The organism is Aliarcobacter skirrowii CCUG 10374 (assembly GCF_003544835.1).
Classification (GTDB): Bacteria; Campylobacterota; Campylobacteria; order Campylobacterales; family Arcobacteraceae; genus Aliarcobacter; species Aliarcobacter skirrowii.
Window position 1 is genome coordinate 522197 of the sequence record NZ_CP032099.1, and the last position, 18432, is coordinate 540628.

The 18432-nt window shown below is 26.8% G+C and carries 22 protein-coding genes; 8 read left to right on the plus strand and 14 right to left on the minus strand.

The genetic code is table 11. The annotated features are described in order from the left end of the window. Positions 1-104: 104 nt before the first annotated feature. From ASKIR_RS02765 to ASKIR_RS02780, 4 genes are read right to left on the minus strand one after another with little or no spacing between them, the layout of a single operon-like run. Positions 105-782 carry a phosphate ABC transporter ATP-binding protein gene (locus tag ASKIR_RS02765; RefSeq protein WP_066350597.1) on the minus strand — a complete coding sequence of 226 codons (678 nt, stop codon included), beginning with the start codon at positions 780-782 and terminating at the stop codon, positions 105-107. Beyond that, positions 775-1647: a PstA family ABC transporter permease gene (locus ASKIR_RS02770; protein ID WP_066350600.1), complete on the minus strand. Its 873-nt coding sequence runs from the start codon at positions 1645-1647 to the stop codon at positions 775-777. Before ASKIR_RS02770 ends, ASKIR_RS02765 begins: the two co-directional genes overlap by 8 nt. Continuing rightward, positions 1644-2480, minus strand: coding sequence for a PstC family ABC transporter permease (locus tag ASKIR_RS02775; RefSeq protein ID WP_066350602.1), 837 nt, complete (start codon positions 2478-2480; stop codon positions 1644-1646). The genes ASKIR_RS02770 and ASKIR_RS02775 overlap by 4 nt, the downstream gene beginning before the upstream one ends. A gap of 3 nt (positions 2481-2483) precedes the next feature. Continuing rightward, a complete protein-coding gene (locus ASKIR_RS02780) occupies positions 2484-3302 on the minus strand; it encodes a phosphate ABC transporter substrate-binding protein (RefSeq protein WP_066350604.1) in 819 nt (272 codons plus the stop codon). 158 nt (positions 3303-3460) lie between these two features. Here ASKIR_RS02780 and ASKIR_RS02785 point away from each other — a divergent pair, with 158 nt between their 5' ends. From ASKIR_RS02785 to ASKIR_RS02795, 3 genes are read left to right on the plus strand one after another with little or no spacing between them, the layout of a single operon-like run. After that, the gene (locus ASKIR_RS02785; protein WP_066350606.1) at positions 3461-4546 is read left to right on the plus strand and encodes a DNA alkylation repair protein; all 1086 of its coding nucleotides are present in this window, start codon (positions 3461-3463) and stop codon (positions 4544-4546) included. Continuing rightward, positions 4530-5000 (plus strand): Cys-tRNA(Pro) deacylase, encoded by a 471-nt coding sequence (ybaK, locus tag ASKIR_RS02790; protein WP_066159766.1) that lies wholly within the window; start codon positions 4530-4532, stop codon positions 4998-5000. The genes ASKIR_RS02785 and ybaK overlap by 17 nt, the downstream gene beginning before the upstream one ends. Positions 5001-5015: 15 nt before the next feature. After that, positions 5016-5213, plus strand: a complete 198-nt coding sequence (locus ASKIR_RS02795; RefSeq protein ID WP_066159763.1) for a hypothetical protein — start codon at positions 5016-5018, stop codon at positions 5211-5213. A 14-nt stretch (positions 5214-5227) separates the two neighbouring features. Here ASKIR_RS02795 and ASKIR_RS02800 read toward each other — a convergent pair whose 3' ends face one another. Then, positions 5228-6124, minus strand: coding sequence for a DMT family transporter (locus ASKIR_RS02800; protein ID WP_066159760.1), 897 nt, complete (start codon positions 6122-6124; stop codon positions 5228-5230). A gap of 59 nt (positions 6125-6183) precedes the next feature. Continuing rightward, positions 6184-6615, minus strand: a complete 432-nt coding sequence (locus ASKIR_RS02805) for a globin domain-containing protein (RefSeq protein WP_066350609.1) — start codon at positions 6613-6615, stop codon at positions 6184-6186. A 137-nt stretch (positions 6616-6752) separates the two neighbouring features. Between ASKIR_RS02805 and ASKIR_RS02810 the strand changes: the two genes are divergently transcribed. After that, the gene (locus ASKIR_RS02810; protein WP_066159754.1) at positions 6753-8180 is read left to right on the plus strand and encodes a catalase; all 1428 of its coding nucleotides are present in this window, start codon (positions 6753-6755) and stop codon (positions 8178-8180) included. Between the two features lie 8 nt (positions 8181-8188). After that, positions 8189-8671 carry an ankyrin repeat domain-containing protein gene (locus ASKIR_RS02815; RefSeq protein ID WP_115588442.1) on the plus strand — a complete coding sequence of 161 codons (483 nt, stop codon included), beginning with the start codon at positions 8189-8191 and terminating at the stop codon, positions 8669-8671. Between the two features lies 1 nt (position 8672). On the opposite strand, the gene ASKIR_RS02820 is transcribed toward ASKIR_RS02815, so the two are convergent. The 3 genes from ASKIR_RS02820 to ASKIR_RS02830 form a co-directional block, all read right to left on the minus strand. Continuing rightward, on the minus strand, positions 8673-9005 hold the full coding sequence (locus ASKIR_RS02820) for a DUF2325 domain-containing protein (protein WP_115588443.1): 333 nt from the start codon (positions 9003-9005) through the stop codon (positions 8673-8675). 131 nt (positions 9006-9136) lie between these two features. Next, positions 9137-9634, minus strand: a complete 498-nt coding sequence (locus ASKIR_RS02825) for a transglycosylase SLT domain-containing protein (protein WP_066159743.1) — start codon at positions 9632-9634, stop codon at positions 9137-9139. A gap of 65 nt (positions 9635-9699) precedes the next feature. Further along, on the minus strand, positions 9700-10428 hold the full coding sequence (locus ASKIR_RS02830; RefSeq protein ID WP_115588444.1) for a carbon-nitrogen hydrolase family protein: 729 nt from the start codon (positions 10426-10428) through the stop codon (positions 9700-9702). A gap of 64 nt (positions 10429-10492) precedes the next feature. On the opposite strand from ASKIR_RS02830, the gene ASKIR_RS02835 reads away from it, so the two are divergent. Both ASKIR_RS02835 and ASKIR_RS02840 read left to right on the plus strand, forming a co-directional pair. Next, positions 10493-11170, plus strand: a complete 678-nt coding sequence (locus ASKIR_RS02835) for a response regulator transcription factor (RefSeq protein ID WP_066350620.1) — start codon at positions 10493-10495, stop codon at positions 11168-11170. Next, the gene (locus ASKIR_RS02840) at positions 11160-12479 is read left to right on the plus strand and encodes a sensor histidine kinase (protein WP_115588445.1); all 1320 of its coding nucleotides are present in this window, start codon (positions 11160-11162) and stop codon (positions 12477-12479) included. Before ASKIR_RS02835 ends, ASKIR_RS02840 begins: the two co-directional genes overlap by 11 nt. Before the next feature lie 2 nt (positions 12480-12481). On the opposite strand, the gene ccoG is transcribed toward ASKIR_RS02840, so the two are convergent. Together ccoG and ASKIR_RS02850 are read right to left on the minus strand one after the other, a co-directional pair. Then, on the minus strand, positions 12482-13798 hold the full coding sequence (gene ccoG, locus ASKIR_RS02845; RefSeq protein WP_115588446.1) for a cytochrome c oxidase accessory protein CcoG: 1317 nt from the start codon (positions 13796-13798) through the stop codon (positions 12482-12484). Positions 13799-13870: 72 nt separating this feature from the next. Next, positions 13871-15106 carry a glutamate-5-semialdehyde dehydrogenase gene (locus ASKIR_RS02850; protein WP_066350627.1) on the minus strand — a complete coding sequence of 412 codons (1236 nt, stop codon included), beginning with the start codon at positions 15104-15106 and terminating at the stop codon, positions 13871-13873. A 117-nt stretch (positions 15107-15223) separates the two neighbouring features. On the opposite strand from ASKIR_RS02850, the gene ASKIR_RS02855 reads away from it, so the two are divergent. After that, positions 15224-15859 (plus strand): hypothetical protein, encoded by a 636-nt coding sequence (locus ASKIR_RS02855; protein ID WP_066159730.1) that lies wholly within the window; start codon positions 15224-15226, stop codon positions 15857-15859. 5 nt (positions 15860-15864) lie between these two features. Here ASKIR_RS02855 and ASKIR_RS02860 read toward each other — a convergent pair whose 3' ends face one another. The 3 genes from ASKIR_RS02860 to ASKIR_RS02870 all read right to left on the minus strand — a co-directional run bounded on the left by ASKIR_RS02860 (position 15865) and on the right by ASKIR_RS02870 (position 18427). Beyond that, on the minus strand, positions 15865-16260 hold the full coding sequence (locus ASKIR_RS02860; RefSeq protein ID WP_066407654.1) for a PAS domain-containing protein: 396 nt from the start codon (positions 16258-16260) through the stop codon (positions 15865-15867). Between the two features lie 13 nt (positions 16261-16273). Next, the gene (locus tag ASKIR_RS10470) at positions 16274-17674 is read right to left on the minus strand and encodes a methyl-accepting chemotaxis protein (protein ID WP_115588447.1); all 1401 of its coding nucleotides are present in this window, start codon (positions 17672-17674) and stop codon (positions 16274-16276) included. 69 nt (positions 17675-17743) lie between these two features. After that, positions 17744-18427, minus strand: a complete 684-nt coding sequence (locus ASKIR_RS02870) for a YggS family pyridoxal phosphate-dependent enzyme (protein ID WP_066350144.1) — start codon at positions 18425-18427, stop codon at positions 17744-17746. Positions 18428-18432 lie beyond the last annotated feature (5 nt).

Sequence of the window (18432 nt, forward strand, 5' to 3'; positions counted from 1 at the left end):
AACAAAAGATGTAGTCAAAAACCCTAAATCATCTTCAAGAAATTGCATTGTAACTGAATAAAAATTTAATAGCAAGCTTTTAGTCTAATTTAACGAAATATTTTTTATTCTATTTTAAAAATCGAGTCTGCTACATTTAATATTTGAGATTTAAAGTGCGATATTATAACTATTGTACAACTTTTTTTTAACTCTAAAATCAAATTTTCGATTTTTAATGCTAACTCTTCATTTAGTGAAGCAGTTGGTTCATCAAGAAGTAAAACTTTTGGTTTTAGTATTAAAGCTCTTGCTAAAATCAATCTTTGTTGCTGACCACCTGATAGTAAATATGCACTATTTTCTAATCTATCTTTTACTTCATCATATAAATGAACTTTTTTTAATACATCTGTTATTAACTTTTTTGCATCATCTTTTTTTATTTTTTGAAGTTTTAGAGGAAAATATAAATTCTCAAAAATAGAAAATGGCAAAATATCTGGATGTTGGCTTACATATACAATTTTTTTTCTAAGATTTGGTAGCTCTTTGTTTGATAAAGTTGTAATATCAATATCTTTATTATCATCATTAAAATATACTTTTCCACTAAAACTTGCATTTTCATACTCTTTTATCATCTGATTTAATACAAGAAGCAAAGAGCTTTTTCCAATTCCACTTGGACCACTTATTGCTGTGATTGAGTTTTTTTCTATATTCAAGTTTAAATCTTTTAAAACCTGCTTTTTATCATAGTAAAGATTTAAATTCTCTATTTTTAAAATATTTTTACTCAAGTTTTTGACTCCTTCTAATAGCAATTTTTTGTAAAATAAATGCAAAAATAAAAAGGCTAAGTGATACAAAAAGAAGTATCATAGCAGCTACATAACCTTTATTTAGTTCATAAATATCTTGATATTGTGAAGATACGTAAAATATAAAAAATGGAATAGCCTCATATTTTTCCAATAGTGAGTTTGGAATTCCACCCATTGCAACAGCTCCTGTCATCATAATAACAGCAGTATCTTCAACAGCTCTTCCAATTGCTAAAACAACACTACTAAATAGCTGTTTACTTATATATGGAAGTTGTACCAAAAAAAGGTTTTGATACTTTGTAGCACCTAGATTTAATACAGAGTTTTTTATCTGATAAGGTATTGAATAAAGTGCTTGTTCAGTCATTTTAACTATATATGGAATAACCAAAATTGCTAAGCAAATTGAAGATATTAGAAGACAAGTATATAAATCATCAAAAAACATTTTGTGTAAATATATAGTAACAGATAAGCCAAAAAGTCCAATAACAATAGATGGTACAAAGGCCAAAAGTTCATAAGAGAAACTAAAAACCTCTTTAACCTTTTTTGATGCAAAGATTGCTATAAAAACTCCACTTAAAAATCCCAAAGGTAGAGCAAAAACTATAGCCAATAAAGATACAAAGAGTGAGCCAACAATTGCATTAAATATTCCATCAAAAACTCTTTGTTTTCCTAAAATTGCATCTAAAATTGGAACATTATCAAAAATAATCTCTAAAGAGAAACTACTAAAACCTTTGTAAAATACAAAAGCAAAAAATATAGCAAGTATTAAAATAGAAAATATAGAAACTAAAAAAAACAGAGATATAACAATTTTTCTACTCATCTTGACTCTTTATTTATAAGTTTTAAACTAACAACAGTTAGAAAAGAGAAGATTAAAAGTAGTAATCCACACAAAAATATTGCTTTAAAAGCAGTTGATTCATAATCACTTGCATTTATTAGTGCAATATGAGAAGTTAAAGTTCTTGCACTATCTAAAATAGAGTTTGGAATTTTTAAGCTATTTCCAGCAATCATCAAAGCTATCATAGTATCTCCAACAGCTCTTGCAAATCCTAAGATAATAGCACTAAGTATTCCTTTTTTTGAAGTTTTTAATATTAAATCAAAAAATATATCCTCATTTGTTGCACCCAAAGATTTAGCTGCTAGAATTGTTTTTTTTGAAGTTGAGTTAAATGTATTAAATAAAATTATTGTCATTGTAGGAAGAACTACAAAACTTAATACAAAAGATGCTGTAAGAATACTAAAACCTTGTCCATCTAAAATATCATTTAACCAAGGAACTAACAAAAATATAGCTATAAAAGCATATAAAACTGTTGGAACTCCTGATATAAAAAGCATAAATTTATTTAATATATTTGTAATATTTTTTGGAAGAAAAAATGCCATAAGTGATGCAAACGAAAAACTCATAATAGTTGCAATTAGTGTTGCAAGAATACTTATATAAATTGTTCCTAAAATCATTGGCATTAAACCATAAAGATTTTTTTGCTCATTCCACATAAGTGTAAAAAAATCTAGAAAATGTCCAGAAGTAAGAAGTGGAAATGAAAAATAGATTAAAAAAAATAGTATAAATAGTACAAGTGAGCTTGTTATAAAAATTGATATAACAAGCCCAAAATTAAATAGATAGTACATTTACTACTTTTGATAAGGAATTAATCCAAGTTTGCTAGTAATTTCTGCACCACTATTGCTTTTCATATAATCTATAAATGCTTTTGCTAGAGGTTTTGGCTCACCTTTTGTAACCATATATAAACCTCTTGAGATATGATATTCACCATTTAAGATTGTCTCATTGCTTGGGCATCTATTATCTATGCAAATAGCTTTTACACTATCATCAACTGTACCAAATGAGATAAATCCAATACCATTTTTATCAGATAATACAGCTGTTTTCATTGCTGCATTTGAAGCAACTACTTTTGCATCTTGAGAGATTTGTGCTTTTTTAATACCTTCATTTGTAAATACTTCCATTGTTCCACTTGAAGCATCTCTTACATAAAGATTGATTTTTCCACCTTTTAAACCTAAATCTTTAAAAGATTTTACTTTTCCAGTAAAAATATCAATTAACTGCTCTGTTGATAGATTTTTAATATCTGAGTTGTTATTTACAATAACAGCAATTCCATCCATTGCAAAAACGAAGCTTTTTAAATCACCTCTTTCAATCTCATCTTTTTTAGGAGCTCGACCAGCATTTGCAATATCAACTAAACCTTCAGTTACTTGCTTAATACCAACACCAGTTCCACCACCAGCAATTGTCATTGTAATTTGTGGATATGCTTGCATAATATTTTTCATGGCTTCTTTTTGTGAAGCTATATGAGCAGTCCCACCAGCAATATTTAAAGTACCTTTTAAACCTTTAAATAGGTCTAAATCACTGTTTGCACTTAGTGAACAAACAAAAAGTGTGCAGATTGATAGAATTATTTTTTTCATTCAATTTCCTTTTTTTAATAGAAATTGGATAAGTGTACAAAGAAGAGATTTGGAAAATATCTTTGTTGCTTAAACCTTAAGCCTGAATATCCAAAATAGAAAAGGAGTATATCCAAACTATGATAAAATGAAATAAAATTAAATATTAGAGATTAAAAATGGCAGAACAACTAAAAAATATATATTCACAAGAGTTTATAGAAAAACTTTCAAATAGTTTACAAAATAGCTACAAAGATTTTAAAAAAGCTGATTTTAAAAAAGCTATTTTTACAAATGCTTGGGAAAATTTTGAACTAAAACAAAGAATGCGACATATCTCAAAAACTTTGTATGAGTTTTTACCATTTTCATATAAAGAGCAAATTGAGATTTTAATAGAGGTAAAAAAAGATTTCAAAGCTTTGGAAGCTATGATTTTTCAAGATTTTGTTGAAGTTTTTGGGCTTGATGATTTTGAAGTTTCTATGAAAGCTTTGGAACTTTTTACAATAGATTCAAGTAGTGAGTTTGCAATAAGACAATTTATAATTAAGTATGAAGATAAAACTATAAATCAGATGAAAATTTGGGCAAAAAGCAAAAATGAACATATAAGAAGATTAGCAAGTGAAGGAAACAGACCTAGACTTCCTTGGGCTGTTGCTTTGCCAAATTTTAAGAAAAATCCACAAAAGGTATTTGAGGTAATTGAATTACTTAAAAATGACTCTTCAAAATATGTTCAAAAAAGTGTAGCAAATAACTTAAATGATATATCAAAAGATAATCCAAAAATGGTAGTAGAGTTTGTAAAAAATAATTTAAATATTTCAAAAAATCTTGATTGGATTTGTAAACATGGAAGTAGAACACTACTTAAAACAGGAGATAAAGAGGTATTAAATTTATTTAATTTTGATAAATCTCATCATATAAATCTCACAAATTTTTGTTGTGATAAAACTATATTTTTGAATGAAGATTTTAATTTTTCATTTGAGATAAATTCAGATGAACCTATTGGAAATATAAGAGTTGAATATGTTATTTATTATTTAAAATCAAACAGTAATCATAATAAAAAAGTTTTTATGATAAGTCAAAATAATATAGAATCAACAAAAAAAAGATTTCAAAAAAAACAGAGCTTTAAAAATATGACAACTAGAAAACACTATATAGGAACTCATTTTATAGGAATTTTGATAAATGGAGTAGAAGTTTTAAAAGAGGAGTTTTTCTTACATGACCCCAGCAATTAATTTACTAAAAAAACATAAATGTGATTTTAAAATTCATAAATATGAACATGATACAGCTTGTACAAATTTTGGAGATGAAGTAGTAGAAAAACTAGGTTTAGATGCAAATCAGGTTTATAAAACTTTACTTACTGAACTTACTCCAAAAGAGTTGGTTGTTTGTGTAGTTCCTGTTTCAAAACAGCTTAATTTAAAAGAAGTTGCAGATATTTTTGGAGTAAAAAAAGCACAAATGGCACAAAAGAATGAAGCACAAAAAGTAACTGGATATTTACTTGGAGGAATTTCACCTTTAGGGCAAAAAAAGCTTTTAAGAACGGTTTTGGATGAGAGTATAAATGATTTTAAAACTATATTTATAAGTGGCGGAAAAAGAGGATTGGATATTGAATTAAATCCAAAAGATTTAGAAGTGATTTTAAAAGCAAAAGTGGGTAGAATAGCTACTAAATAATTAAAAGGAGATACCATGGCAAAAAACAAAGGTGAACCGAGTTTAGAAAAAATTGATGATTATAATGGAAATGAATCAAAACAAAAAAGAAACACTGTAAGATTGATTGTTATTTTACTTCTTGTTTTAGGTGCAATTTTTGCATATTTACAAGAACCAGCAAATAAAACTGCAAAACAAATAGAAGAGAAAACTTCAATTCCAGCAAAATAGAGAGCTAAAACTCTCTATTTATATTTTAGAAAAAAGATTTTTTCTAAAATACTTTTTAAAATAATCATAACAACTGCTAAAAGAATTAAAACTATTCCAATAATTAACCAAAAAGTAATTATTTCATTAAATATAAGAACTCCTATTAAAACAGCTGTTAAAGGCTCTAAAGCACCAAGAATTGATGCACTTGTTGAGCCTATAATCTGTATTGCTTTTATCAAAAAAAGTAAAGAGATGATTGTTGGAACAAGAGCTAAAAATATTGAATAAAACCACATACTAAAGTTTTCAAGAGGCATTATATTTGAGCTTTGAGTAAATAGTGAGTGGATAAAAATCGTAATAGTGCAAAATAGCATTGAGTAGAGTGTAACTTTCAAAGCTGTTAATTTTAGATATTGATTTATAATAACTATATAAATAGCATAACAAAGTGATGATGTTAAAACCAAAATTATTCCAATTTTACTAACATTTGCTTCATCGCTTCCACTTAAAAACAAAACTCCTATAATTGCTAAAGATATTGATAAAATAGTTATTATAGAGCTCTTTTCTTTAAAAAAAATAGCCATTAATATTGCTACAAATATTGGATATACAAATAAAATAGTTGAAGCTAATCCAGCATCCATATATAAAAATGAGCTAAATAGAGATATTGAAGATATACCAAAAAGCAATCCAAGAAAGATTAAAATTAGTAACTCTTTAAGTGTTACAAAAAAAGATCTTTTTTGAATTAGCATAAAAATAGCTAAGAAAAGAGTAGCAAAAGCAAATCTATAAAATATTACAGAGTTTACATTTAATCCCTCTTCATATAAAAATAGTGCCCCCAAAGGGTTTGTTCCATAGCAAATTGCTGAGATAACAGCTAATAAAATACCTTTTGTTTGAATACTCAATTTTCACTTCCAAATTTTTTGGAAATTGTACTCAAATAAGCCTTTTTTTGGCTTATTTTCTATTCATTAGTATTTATCATCCACATTGAGAATATATCTAAATAGTTCCAAAATGATTGTTTTAAATCATCTGGCATATCTAAATCTTTTAGGATTTCAATATAGCACTCAAGCCAAACAACTCTTGCATTTGGAGTTATTTTAAAAGGAGCGTGTCTTTTTACCATCATAGGATTTCCTCTGTGTTGATTAAAATAGTCAACTCCTCCACAAATTTGAATAAAAAAATCAGCTGAATTTATTTTTGCTTGTTCAAACTCTGCATCATCTTGTGGAAACATATCTTTTATTTTGCTTACTCTTAGTAAATCGTAGTGTCTTGAGATAATCTCTCTCATACCATCTTCACCTAAAAAATCTAATACTTTTGGATCTGGTTTTGTAACAGGAGGTCTTACTCCAAATTGTGCTTGTGAAATTTTAAAATTCATTTTATTACCTTTTTTATAAATTTATTAAAAAATATTTAATTATGAAAATATATATAAATTTAAGTTTCTTTAAGCTTTAAGTCAATAATATTATAGCTAAAGGAAAATTTTTTTCCATTAAACTAAGGAGAGTAAATATGAAAAAAACAATGACAACAACAGGTGGAAATCCAATAGCTGATAACCAAAACTCTTTAACAGCAGGTGAAAGAGGTCCTGTTTTATTACAAGATTATCAATTAATTCAAAAATTAGCACATCAAAATAGAGAACGAATCCCTGAGCGTGTTGTTCATGCCAAAGGAAGTGGAGCTTTTGGAGTTCTTGAAATAACAGAAGATATTTCAAAATATACAAAAGCAAAAGTTTTACAAAAAGGTGAGAAAACAAAACTACTTTTAAGATTTTCAACAGTTGCAGGTGAGAGAGGTGCTGCTGATGCTGAAAGAGATGTAAGAGGTTTTGCACTTAAATTTTATACAAAAGAGGGAAATTGGGATTTAGTTGGAAATAATACTCCAGTATTTTTCGTACGAGATGCATATAAATTCCCTGATTTTATTCATACTCAAAAAAGAGATCCGCAAACAAACTTAAGAAGTAACACTGCAATGTGGGATTTTTGGAGCTTAAGCCCTGAATCTCTTCATCAAGTTACAATTCTTATGTCAGATAGAGGATTGCCTAAATCATTTAGAAATATAAATGGATATGGTTCTCATACATATAGTTTAATCAACTCAAAAAATGAGAGATTTTGGGTTAAATTTCACTTCAAAACTCTTCAAGGAATAGAGACTTTAACAAATAAAGAGGCTGAAGCAATAGTTGGAAAAGATAGAGAGTCAAATCAAAGAGATTTGTTTGAAAATATTGAAAAAGGAAACTTCCCAAAATGGAGTTTTGAGATTCAAATTATGAGTGAAGAAGAAGCAAAAAAATGTTCATTTAATCCATTTGATTTAACAAAAGTATGGCCTCATGGTGACTATCCAATGATTAAAGTTGGAACTATGACTTTAAATGAAAATCCAAAAAATTATTTCCAACAAGTTGAACAAGCTTCATTTAGCCCATCAAATATAGTTCCTGGAATCTCTTATTCTCCTGATAAGATGCTACAAGCAAGAATATTCTCATATCCAGATGCTCAAAGATATAGAGTTGGAACACACTATGAGATGTTACCTGTAAATAGACCAATAGTTGAGGTAAATACATATAATCTTGATGGAAGTATGAATTTTGATATAAAAGAGCCTACAAAGGCATTTTATGAGCCAAATAGCTTTGATGGACCAGTTGAAGATAAAAGTTATTTAGAGCCAGATTTAGCTGTTGGTGATATTGCAAAAAGATATGACCATAGAGTTGGAAATGATGATTTCTCACAGCCAAGAGCACTATTTTTACTTATGAGTAATAATCAAAAAGAGCAACTATTTTCAAATATAAAAGATGCAATGGCTGGTGTTCCAAGAGATATTATTGATAGACAAATTGCACTTTTTGAAAAAGTACATCCAGATTATGCAGCTGGTGTTAAAAAAGCTTTAGGAATATAGGTTTTTATATGGAAGTTTCACAAGAAGAGTTAAAGCGATATGAAGAGCTACAAGTTTTAGCACTTGATTTTGCAAGAGTTGGTAAAACGCAAGATTTAAAAGCTATGATTGATGCTGGAATGAGTGTTAATCTAACAGATCACAAAGGCAATACTCTTTTGATGTTAGCTTCATATAATGGAAATTTTGAAACTACTAAAATGCTATTAGAATATAAAGCAGAAGTAGATAGAAAAAATGATAGAGGACAAACACCACTTGCTGGCGTTTGTTTCAAAGGTTATTTTGATATTGTAAAAATTTTAGTTGAAGCTGGTGCAAATATTAATGAAAATAGTGGAATGGGTACAACTGCTATAACATTTGCTTCAATGTTTGGACATACAAAAATTGTTGAATATCTAAACAAACAGAATAAAAATAGAAGTTTTAAATCAACAATATATCTACTTTTATCAAAATTTATATCTCTATTTAAAAAGAAAAGATAGCTTATTTATCTTTTCTTGAGCAGTTTGCGTAGCATTCACTACAATCTTTTATTCCCATAACTTTTATGTACTCTTCATATACACAAGATGTTGATCTTTTTGAACATATAAAAGGAATATTTCTCTTTTTTGCTTGAGTTTTATATTTATACATAGTGTTGTGATTTAGAAATGATGTAATCATAACTATACAATCTAAATTTTGTGGTAGAATTTTTTTGGGAGCACTTGATTTTTTTCTTGCATCCCAGTGACTAATATTTTTTACACCAAGATTTAAAAACATCTCTTTTATTTGTGAGATATCATCAGCTCCTATAACTAATACAGACATAACTACTCCTTTTGATAATCAATATCGATATTATTATAAAAAGAAACTTTAATTTTGATTAACTTGAGATTTATTATCAATAATATTTTTTGAAGTTATGTTTTAAGAGGGTTAGAGCATAAAGCTCTAACTTATACATTTATTTTTTTAAGCTCTCTAATAATTGAAGCTATCTCTCTTGAGTAAGTTCTTGCTTTCTTTGAGTTATATCTATATCCAGCATTGTAACTTCCCCAAACTTTGTGCCAGTCATTTTTATGAACTTTTTTCCAAAATGTTAACTCTTCAATTGCATTTTGTGTAGCAAATTCAAAGTCAAAAACAAGTTTTGATGCAAATACATTTCTATTCCAAGAAGTATCTCTAATATTTTGTCTATTTAATACAGTTGTAATATTTGCTTGGTACATTCCAAAATCTTTTGAAGATATATTTATCATGTAAGCTCCAAGTTTTGACTCTTTTATAGCTATTGCCATAAGAGAGTAACTAAGCCCACTATCTTTACCCATTTTTTTAATCTCTCTTAACATCTCTAATTGTTGAGGAGTTAGATTTTTAAGATCAAGTGCGTGAGTAAAAACATTAAAAGTTAATAAAAAAGTTAAAATTAAAAATTTTATTTTCAACGGTTTCTCCTATATTCTTATTCTAATTTAACCTTAATTATATTTTAAAATTATTTAAATATTGATTAACAAATTTTTTTATTTAAACCAATATCTATATATTTTCTAACTTTTTCTATCTCATTTTTATCAAATCTTTTATTTAAAATATCTTTTGAATCATCTTTTAAAACTTCTCCAAACGGGCTAATTATTGCACTTCCTTTTGCCATATTATCATTTGCACTATTTGAAGCTATTACAAACGCTTGATTTACCAAAGCAAGAGCTTTACTAATAGATTCGTAATGATCTTTTCTTTTTACTCCCCACATAGAAGGATTTAATATAATATCAGCTCCTTTAATCTGCTCCCAAAGAATTGGAAATCTAAGTTCAAAGCAGATTAAAGTAGCAACTTTTAAACCATCTATATCTATGATTTTTATACTATTTTGTTTTGATGGTGAAAAATATTTATCCTCTTCTCCTAGAGGAAATAGTTTTATTTTATCTTGTGTATGAATAATTTGATTTTTGTAAAATATAAAAAGTCTATTATAAAATTTATTACTCTCTTTAACAATTGTTGTAATTGCTATTGCTTTACTGCTTGAAAGATTTTTTAAATCTTCTATAATTTTTTCACAAAAATCAGAAGCTTCATTCATCCTATCATAAGCGAATCCTACAACAGCTAATTCAGGAGCAACTATTATAGAGTTTTCTTCACATGATGTTATTAATTTTTTTAAATTTTTTAAATTTGCTTCAAAATTATTTGAAGTTTTTATTTGTAATGATACTAAATTCATATTTTCAACTCTCTACAAGAAATAGCCGAATTCTAACATAATGATTTATAAGATATAATCCAAAATGTTAAAAAAATATAATAATATAAAAATTTTATATGTTGAAGATGATGATATAGCAAGAGAAAATGGTGTTGAGTATTTAGAAAACTATTTTGATACTATTTATGAAGCTTCAAATGCCTCAATAGCTTTCCAAATTTATGAAAAATATAGACCAGAAATTATTATCACTGATATTCAAATGCCAAAGATAAATGGTTTGGAATTTGTGAAAAGAGTTAGAAAAATTGATAAAAAAACTCAAATTATAGTAATAACTGCATTTTGTAATAAAGAGTATTTACTTCAAGCAGTTGAGTTACAACTTGTAAAATATTTAATAAAACCAATAAATGAAACAGATTTTAAAGAGGCTATTTCTCTATCTATTGAATCTTTAGAAAATGATATTTCAAATATATTTAAATTTGATGATAATTCATACTTTGATACTTTTAATAAAGTTTTGATAGTTGAAAATAATATTGTAAAATTAAGAGCTAAAGAGATTCTGTTTTTAGAGTTACTTATTAAAAACAAAAACAGATATGTAAGTTATGAAGAGATTGAATCTTATGTTTGGTTTGATAATATTATGACAAAAGATGCTTTGAAAACTTTAGTTAAAAATCTTAAAACAAAACTTCCAAAAAATATTATAGAAAATCTCACAAATATTGGTTATAAAATTGGATGCTAATATAAGTTTTATACTTTTTTATGGTATTACCTTTGGTATTTTAATAATGACAATTGTATATACTTTTGTAAGATATCTTTACTCAAAAGAGATTTTTTATGTAAGCTACTGTTTTATGCAGATTTTTTCACTAATTTATATTCTAGCTTATAGTAATCTTTTTGAAATTTCAAATTTAATTAAAGAGATAAGTTTAGTTTTAGCCTCTTTATTTGCTCTATTTTTTGCTATTAACTATTATGATGGAAAATTTTTACCAAAAATTAGAAACTATAAAGAACTATTTTTTAATACTTTTTTATTTAATATTGTAATTTTAACAGCATTTTATCACTATATTTTATTTGAGTATTTACCATATACTATAGTTTATGCAATACTATTTATATCAATAGTTTTTAACTTAAAGCAGGGATTTAAACCAACACTTTTTTATGTAGTTGGATGGTCTGTTTTTTGTATTATTCTTTTTATTTTTGATTTTAAAGATTTTTATATACAACAAAATTATTTTGATTTAGTTTTAATTGTATTTGCAATTGAAGCTATGCTTTTTACAATATCTGTAGCATATAAATATAATGATTTAAAAAGACAAAATAAAGAGTTTGAAAAGCTTATTTTACAACAATCAAAATTTGTAAAATCTGGTGAAATGATAGCAAACATAACTCATCAATTTAGACAACCACTAAATAACATCTCATATATTTTAATAAATTTGAAAACAAGATTTGAGAATAATAGATTAGATAAGGAGTTTTTTGATAGAAAAGTAAATCAGGCAAATGAACAGTTAAATTTTTTATCAAAAACAATTGATGATTTTAAAGAGTTTTATATACAAGATAAACAAAAAGAGATTTTTTTAGTAAAAGATTCTATTTTTAATGCTATTTCAATCTTGAGTGCTGATTTAAAAAAACATAATATAAAGCTTGATTTAGAGTTTAAAACTTTTGAAGATATAAAAGTTTTTGGTGTAAAACATGAGTTGTCTCAAGTTGTTTTATCTATAGTTTTAAACTCAATAGATATTTTAAAAAATATAGAAAATCCAAAGATATTTATCAAAGTTTCATCTTCTAGTGCAGAAGTTATAATAGATATTGTTGATAATGGTGGTGGAGTAAAAATTAAAAATCTAAAAAAGATTTTTGATCCATATTTTTCAACAAAAAAAGATGGAACAGGTATAGGTTTATATTTATCAAAAATAATTATAGAGGATAGTTTTTTAGGAAAATTAGAGGTTGAAAATGAAAAAGATGGAGCGAAATTCTCCATCTTTATAGAAAAAGTTATTTAAAATTATGGTTTTGAGAAGACTAATTTTCTAATGATTTTATAATCTTTTTCTAAAGTATATATCTTTATATTAATTGGAATGTTTTTTGAATCAATATTTTTTAAATCATTTGTACTCTCAATAATCAAGATTTTTTTAGCTCTTTTACCGCTTTCAAGTTTTACCTCTTCAAATCTTTTGATTTTAAAATTTTCTTCATCTTGTAATTTTATATAAAAAGTCAAATCTTCATCTTGAGTGTTGTGAATAGTTAAAATGTAGTTATTTGAAATATTTTTATCTTCATTTATTTTATAAAGTTCGGTTGTTTTGTTAATATTTACTAAAAACTGCTCTTTTTCAAGAGAGAAGTAAAATGCTAAGAAAATAGATAAAAATAGTGCAAAAAAGTAGCTAATATTTTTCTTTGTAAAAATTGAGATATTTTTTTTATTTAAAACTCTATTTGTACTTCCCCAATTTATAAGAGATTTTTTACCAAGTTTATTCATAACACTACTACAAGCGTCGCTACACTCTAAACAGTTTATACACTCAACTTGAAGACCTTTTCTAATATCAATATGAGTTGGACAAACTTTTACGCAAAGATCACACGCAGTACACTCTTCACTGTTTGACCATTGGGAACTTTTGAAAATAGTTTGTATTCCATTTTGATAAATTTTTCCACCACGATTGAAATCATAAGTTACCTGTTTTGTATCGTCATCATATAAAACAGATTGTATTCTTGAGTAAGGACATACATATACACAAAAATTCTCTTTCATAAATACAATATCATAAAATAAAAATATGGCAAGACTTACAATAAATATAATCATAAAACTATGATTTAAAGGATCTTTAATATACTCAAAGAAATCTTGAGGAGGTACAAAATATAACATAAAGTTTGAAGAGATTATTAAGGTTATAATAAACCATAAAATTAAAGATATATACTTTTTAATTTGGTTTGATTTTTTTGAGTAATCAATATCTTTTTGTTTATTTTTTATTCTTCTTAAATCTAAAATTGTACTTTCTATTAAATCTCTATAAATAACTCTAAATATAGTTTGAGGACATGCCCAACCACACCAAACTCTTCCAAAAATAGATGTAAGAGCAAATATTCCAATAAAAAGAAACATTAACAAAAATGGCATAACATAAAGCTCATTTACATTATAAGCAATACCAAAAAAATGAAACTGCAATTTGTCAAAAGATAGTAGCAGGATTTGATTACCATTTATTGATATAAATGGTAATATCATAACAAATAGTGTTATAAAAAGATATGTAAAATACCTCTTCTTTGAGTAAGTCATAAATAGCCTCCAAAAATTTTAAGAAATTTTATAAAATTATGGTGGCTATTTGGTGGTATTTTTTAAACTAAGTTATTTTCTAGTTTGACCCTCTCCATAAATTTTATATTTAAATGTTGTTAAATCATTTATTCCCATCGGTCCTCTTGAGTGAAGTTTATTTGTAGAGATTCCAACTTCAGCTCCAAGTCCAAACTCTCCACCATCTGTGAATCTTGTACTTGCATTCGCATACACACAAGCTGCGTCTACTTTGTCTAAAAATTTGTTTACAGCAGAGTAATCTTCACTTAAAATAGCTTCAGAGTGTCCAGAGCCATGTTTTACAATATGCTCTATTGCTTCATCTAAACTATTTACTATTTTAATATTTAATATTTGATCCAGATATTCTATATCAAAATCTTCCTTAGAAATTTGTTCTGCATTAATAACTTCTCTTGCTTTTTCACAAGCTTTTATTTGTACATTATAAACTTTAAGTTCAGGTTCTAAATCTTTTAAGAATTTTTTATAAATATCTTCATGAACTAACAAAGTCTCTAAAGAGTTACAAGCACTTGGTCTTTGGCACTTTGCATTTATAACAATTTTAATAGCTTTTTTTAAATCTGCACTTTTATCAACATAAGTGTGGCAAACACCTTTATCATGTTTTACAACAGGAATTGTTGAGTTTTTAGATATGAATTTTATTAAAGCTTCTCCACCTCTTGGAACAATTAGATCTACAAATTTATCTTCAACAATTAGTTTTGCAACACCCTCTCTTGAACTATCAGGAAGTAGTGAAATTGCCTCTTTTGGTAAAGAGTTTGCTATAAGAACTTCTTGTAATATTGAAGCAATTGCTTTGTTTGAGTTTTCTGCCTCTTTACCACCTTTTAAAACACAAACATTTCCACTTTTAAAACATAATGCTGCTGTGTCACTTGTAACATTTGGTCTGCTTTCATAAATAATTCCTATAACACCTATTGGAATAGAAACTTTTTGAATATGCAAATTATCTTTTGTTAGCCAACCATCTAAAACTCTTCCAACAGGTTCTGTTTGTCCAGCTATTTGTCTAATAGCATTTGCCATCTCTTCAACTCTTTTTTCATTTAAAAGAAGTCTATCAATCATTGCAGAACTTAAGTTTAAACTCTTTGCAACTTCTAAATCTCTTTTATTTTCATCTATTAAAAAATTTGTATTTTGTACTAATGCATCTGCCATTTGTAAAAGAGCATGATTTTTTATAGAAGTTTGTAAAGTAGAAATTATATGACTGCTTTTTTTTGCTTTTTCTAAAAACTCTCTCATAAAAACTCCTAATTTTTTTTGTAATATACTAAAGTTTGCCTTTGTAAAGGCTTTTAAAAAAATTAAGTTTAAATTAATTTTAAGAATTGTACAATTTAAAAAATTAAAGGAGAAACAATGCAAGTTTCAAATAATTCTGCTAATTCAATAGATGCTTATAAGCAAAATTCAAGTCAAAAAGTTCAAACTCAAGATGCTAATCAAACACCTAAAAATGTAGATAAAAATGTTGAAGAGATAATAAATAACTCTGCTACAAAAGTAGCAATTTCTATGAATGCTCAATACATATTGTTTGAGATGAATGCAAAATCTATGGCAAAAAATAGTATGTTTGCCCAAGCAGGAATTGATGCAAATAGTATAACAAAAGATCAACAATCAGTTTTGGATTTTTTAAGTGGAAAAGGCAAAATAGATGATATGAGCTTGTATGATATTGGTTATGTTGGAAAACCTATTATGGAGCTATCTCAAGATGAAGCAACGCAACTTGTAAGTGAAGATGGTTTTTTTGGAGTAACTCAAACTTCTGATAGGGTTGCAAATTTTGTATTTAGTTTTGCTGGAGATGATTTAGAGAAACTTCAAAAAGGTAGAGATGGAATTGTTCAAGGTTTTGAAGAGGCTAACAAGCTTTTTGGTGGAAATCTTCCAGAGATTTCATATAAAACACAAGAGAGAACTTTGGCATTAATTGATGCTAAAATTGATTCAATTAAAAATCCTCAAGATAACAATTCAAAAGAGTAAAGAGTTTATCTCTCTTTATCTCTCATCTGTTTATAAAGCAACTCACACTGTTTTATCTCTTCAATTGTTGCTTTTTTTCTACAAGATATATAACCCTTTGTTCCTTCGCTAGTTGTTGTAGGAAATACAGTTGCAAAAACCCAATAAAAATCGCCACTTTTAGTAGCATTTTTTACATAACCTGTCCAAACTTCACCTCTTTTTACAGTCTCCCATAAATCTTTAAAAGCAGCTTTTGGCATATCTTTATGTCTTACTATATTGTGAGGCTTTCCAATTAACTCATCTACTGTAAATCCAGCTATTTCACAAAAATCATCATTTGCAAATATGATATTACCTTTTTCATTTGTTTCACTTACTAAAAATGCATAATCATCTAATATTATCTCTTTTGACATAATTGTGTTTCCTTTAGCTTACTTTTTTTGTTTTAGCATCTTCTACTAATAGTTGAGCCATTTGTAATGTCTCATTAGCAATTGTGGCAACATTATTTGCTTCTATTGCATTTTCTTGAGTTACTCTATCAAGGTTTGAAACTGCATCATTTATTTGTTCTATTCCTTTAAGTTGCTCATTTGAAGCAATACTTACATCTTGAATAATAGTTATAGTCTCTCCAATTAATCTATTTAGATTATTATAACCTTCAATCATATCATCAGATATTTTTTTGCCCTCATTTGTTTTGCTTGTTGCATTCTCAACTAAACTTTTAATCTCTTTTGCTGCTTCTGCACTTCTATTTGCTAGATTTCGCACCTCCCCAGCAACAACAGCAAACCCTTTTCCAGCTTCCCCAGCAGTTGCAGCTTCAACTGCAGCATTTAAAGATAAAATATTTGTTTGGAATGCTATTTGATCAATAACTTCAATAGCTTCATTAATTGCTTCAACTTTAGAGTTTATCTCATCCATTGATAGAGCTGTTTTATTTGCTAAATTCTCTCCTAAAACAACAGACTCTTTAACATCTTTACTTAAGTGTGCCATTTTTGAAGCATTTTGTGTATTATTTTTTGTAATTGAAGTAATCTCTTCAAGAGCTGCAGCTGTCTCTTCAAGACTTGCTGCTTGTAAATTTGCTTTTGAAGCAAGATTTTCAACACTTTGATTCATTACTATTGAATTTTTTTCTAATAAATTACCATTTTCAAGATTTTGTTTTGCATTTGAATTTAACTCGCTACCAAGTTGATTGATTCTCTCCATTGTAAGTCTCATTTTACCTTTTAAAATAGGGTTTATATTCATCTGTTTTCTATAATCATGCTCAGCATACAATCCAACAATTTCAACTAAATCTTCCATATTTTTATTGGCTCTTGAAAGCATATTATTTACAATATTTTTAAGTGTATGAACCATAAAATTATTTGTATCAGAGTGAATTTGAGTTGTATATATTCCTTGAGCCACTTTATCAAGTGCAATAACAAGTTCTCCTAGAACATGCATATCATCTTTTCTCATTTTGTCATATTTTTCAAAGTAGCAGTTTAACTCTTTTAAAATTTGTCCAATATCATCATTTTTTATATATTCAGCTTTTCTTATATGATTTGTTTTAAAGAAGATGAAATCCATTAAATCTTCAATATACTCTTTAACTCTATTAATTCCACCTACAACTCTTTTCATTGAGTTATAACTTATAAAACCAATTATAATTGCAAAAACAATATTTACAGCAACTATAGCCCAGATTTTTTCATTACTTAAGATAGCAACTATACTAATAGCGGCAAATCCTAGTTGACTAAGAACCATATTTAAGAAGATTCTCTTCTTTGTAGGAAGATTTACAAACATTTAATTACCTTTTTCTAATTTAAATCAAAGCCAATATTCTACAATATTAGCTATTAAACTATAATTTTTTTATTTATTTTTGAATAAAGATGAACCAACTCTAATAAGATTTGATCCACACTCAATTGCTAACTCAAAATCACTACTCATTCCCATTGAGCAATATTGTGGATTAAAAGGAGCTAATTCATCAAAAATTTTTTTTGTTGTTTTAAAAGACTCTTTTATAATATTTTCATCTTCAACATGAGCACCTATACTCATAACACCTTTTAAAATTATATTTGGACACTTTTCTAAAATATCTTTGTATGTTTTAACTGCAACTTCTGGATAAACACCTGATTTACTATCTTCATAAGCAGAGTTTATTTGAAGTAAACAAGATAGTTTTTTATTTTTAGATTCAAGTTTTTTATTTAACTCAATCGCTAAATCAAGAGAGTCTAAAGATTGAACTAAAGTAGGATTTAAATCTATTAAGTTATTTATCTTATTTTTTTGTAAAGTTCCAATAAAGTGCCACTCAATTGGAAACTCTTCAAGCTCTTCGCTTTTTTGTTTTAAATCTTGAACTTTGTTTTCACCAAAAGCTCTTTGACCAGCTTCATATAGAGTTTTTACATCTTGTGCTGTAGAATATTTTGAAACACCAACAATTTTTACAATGTGGTGTTCGCTAACTCTTAATCTTGCTGCTTCCACTTTTGTAATTAAAGAGTCTAAATTTTTTGTAGCAGTTTGTTTATTCATAAAAG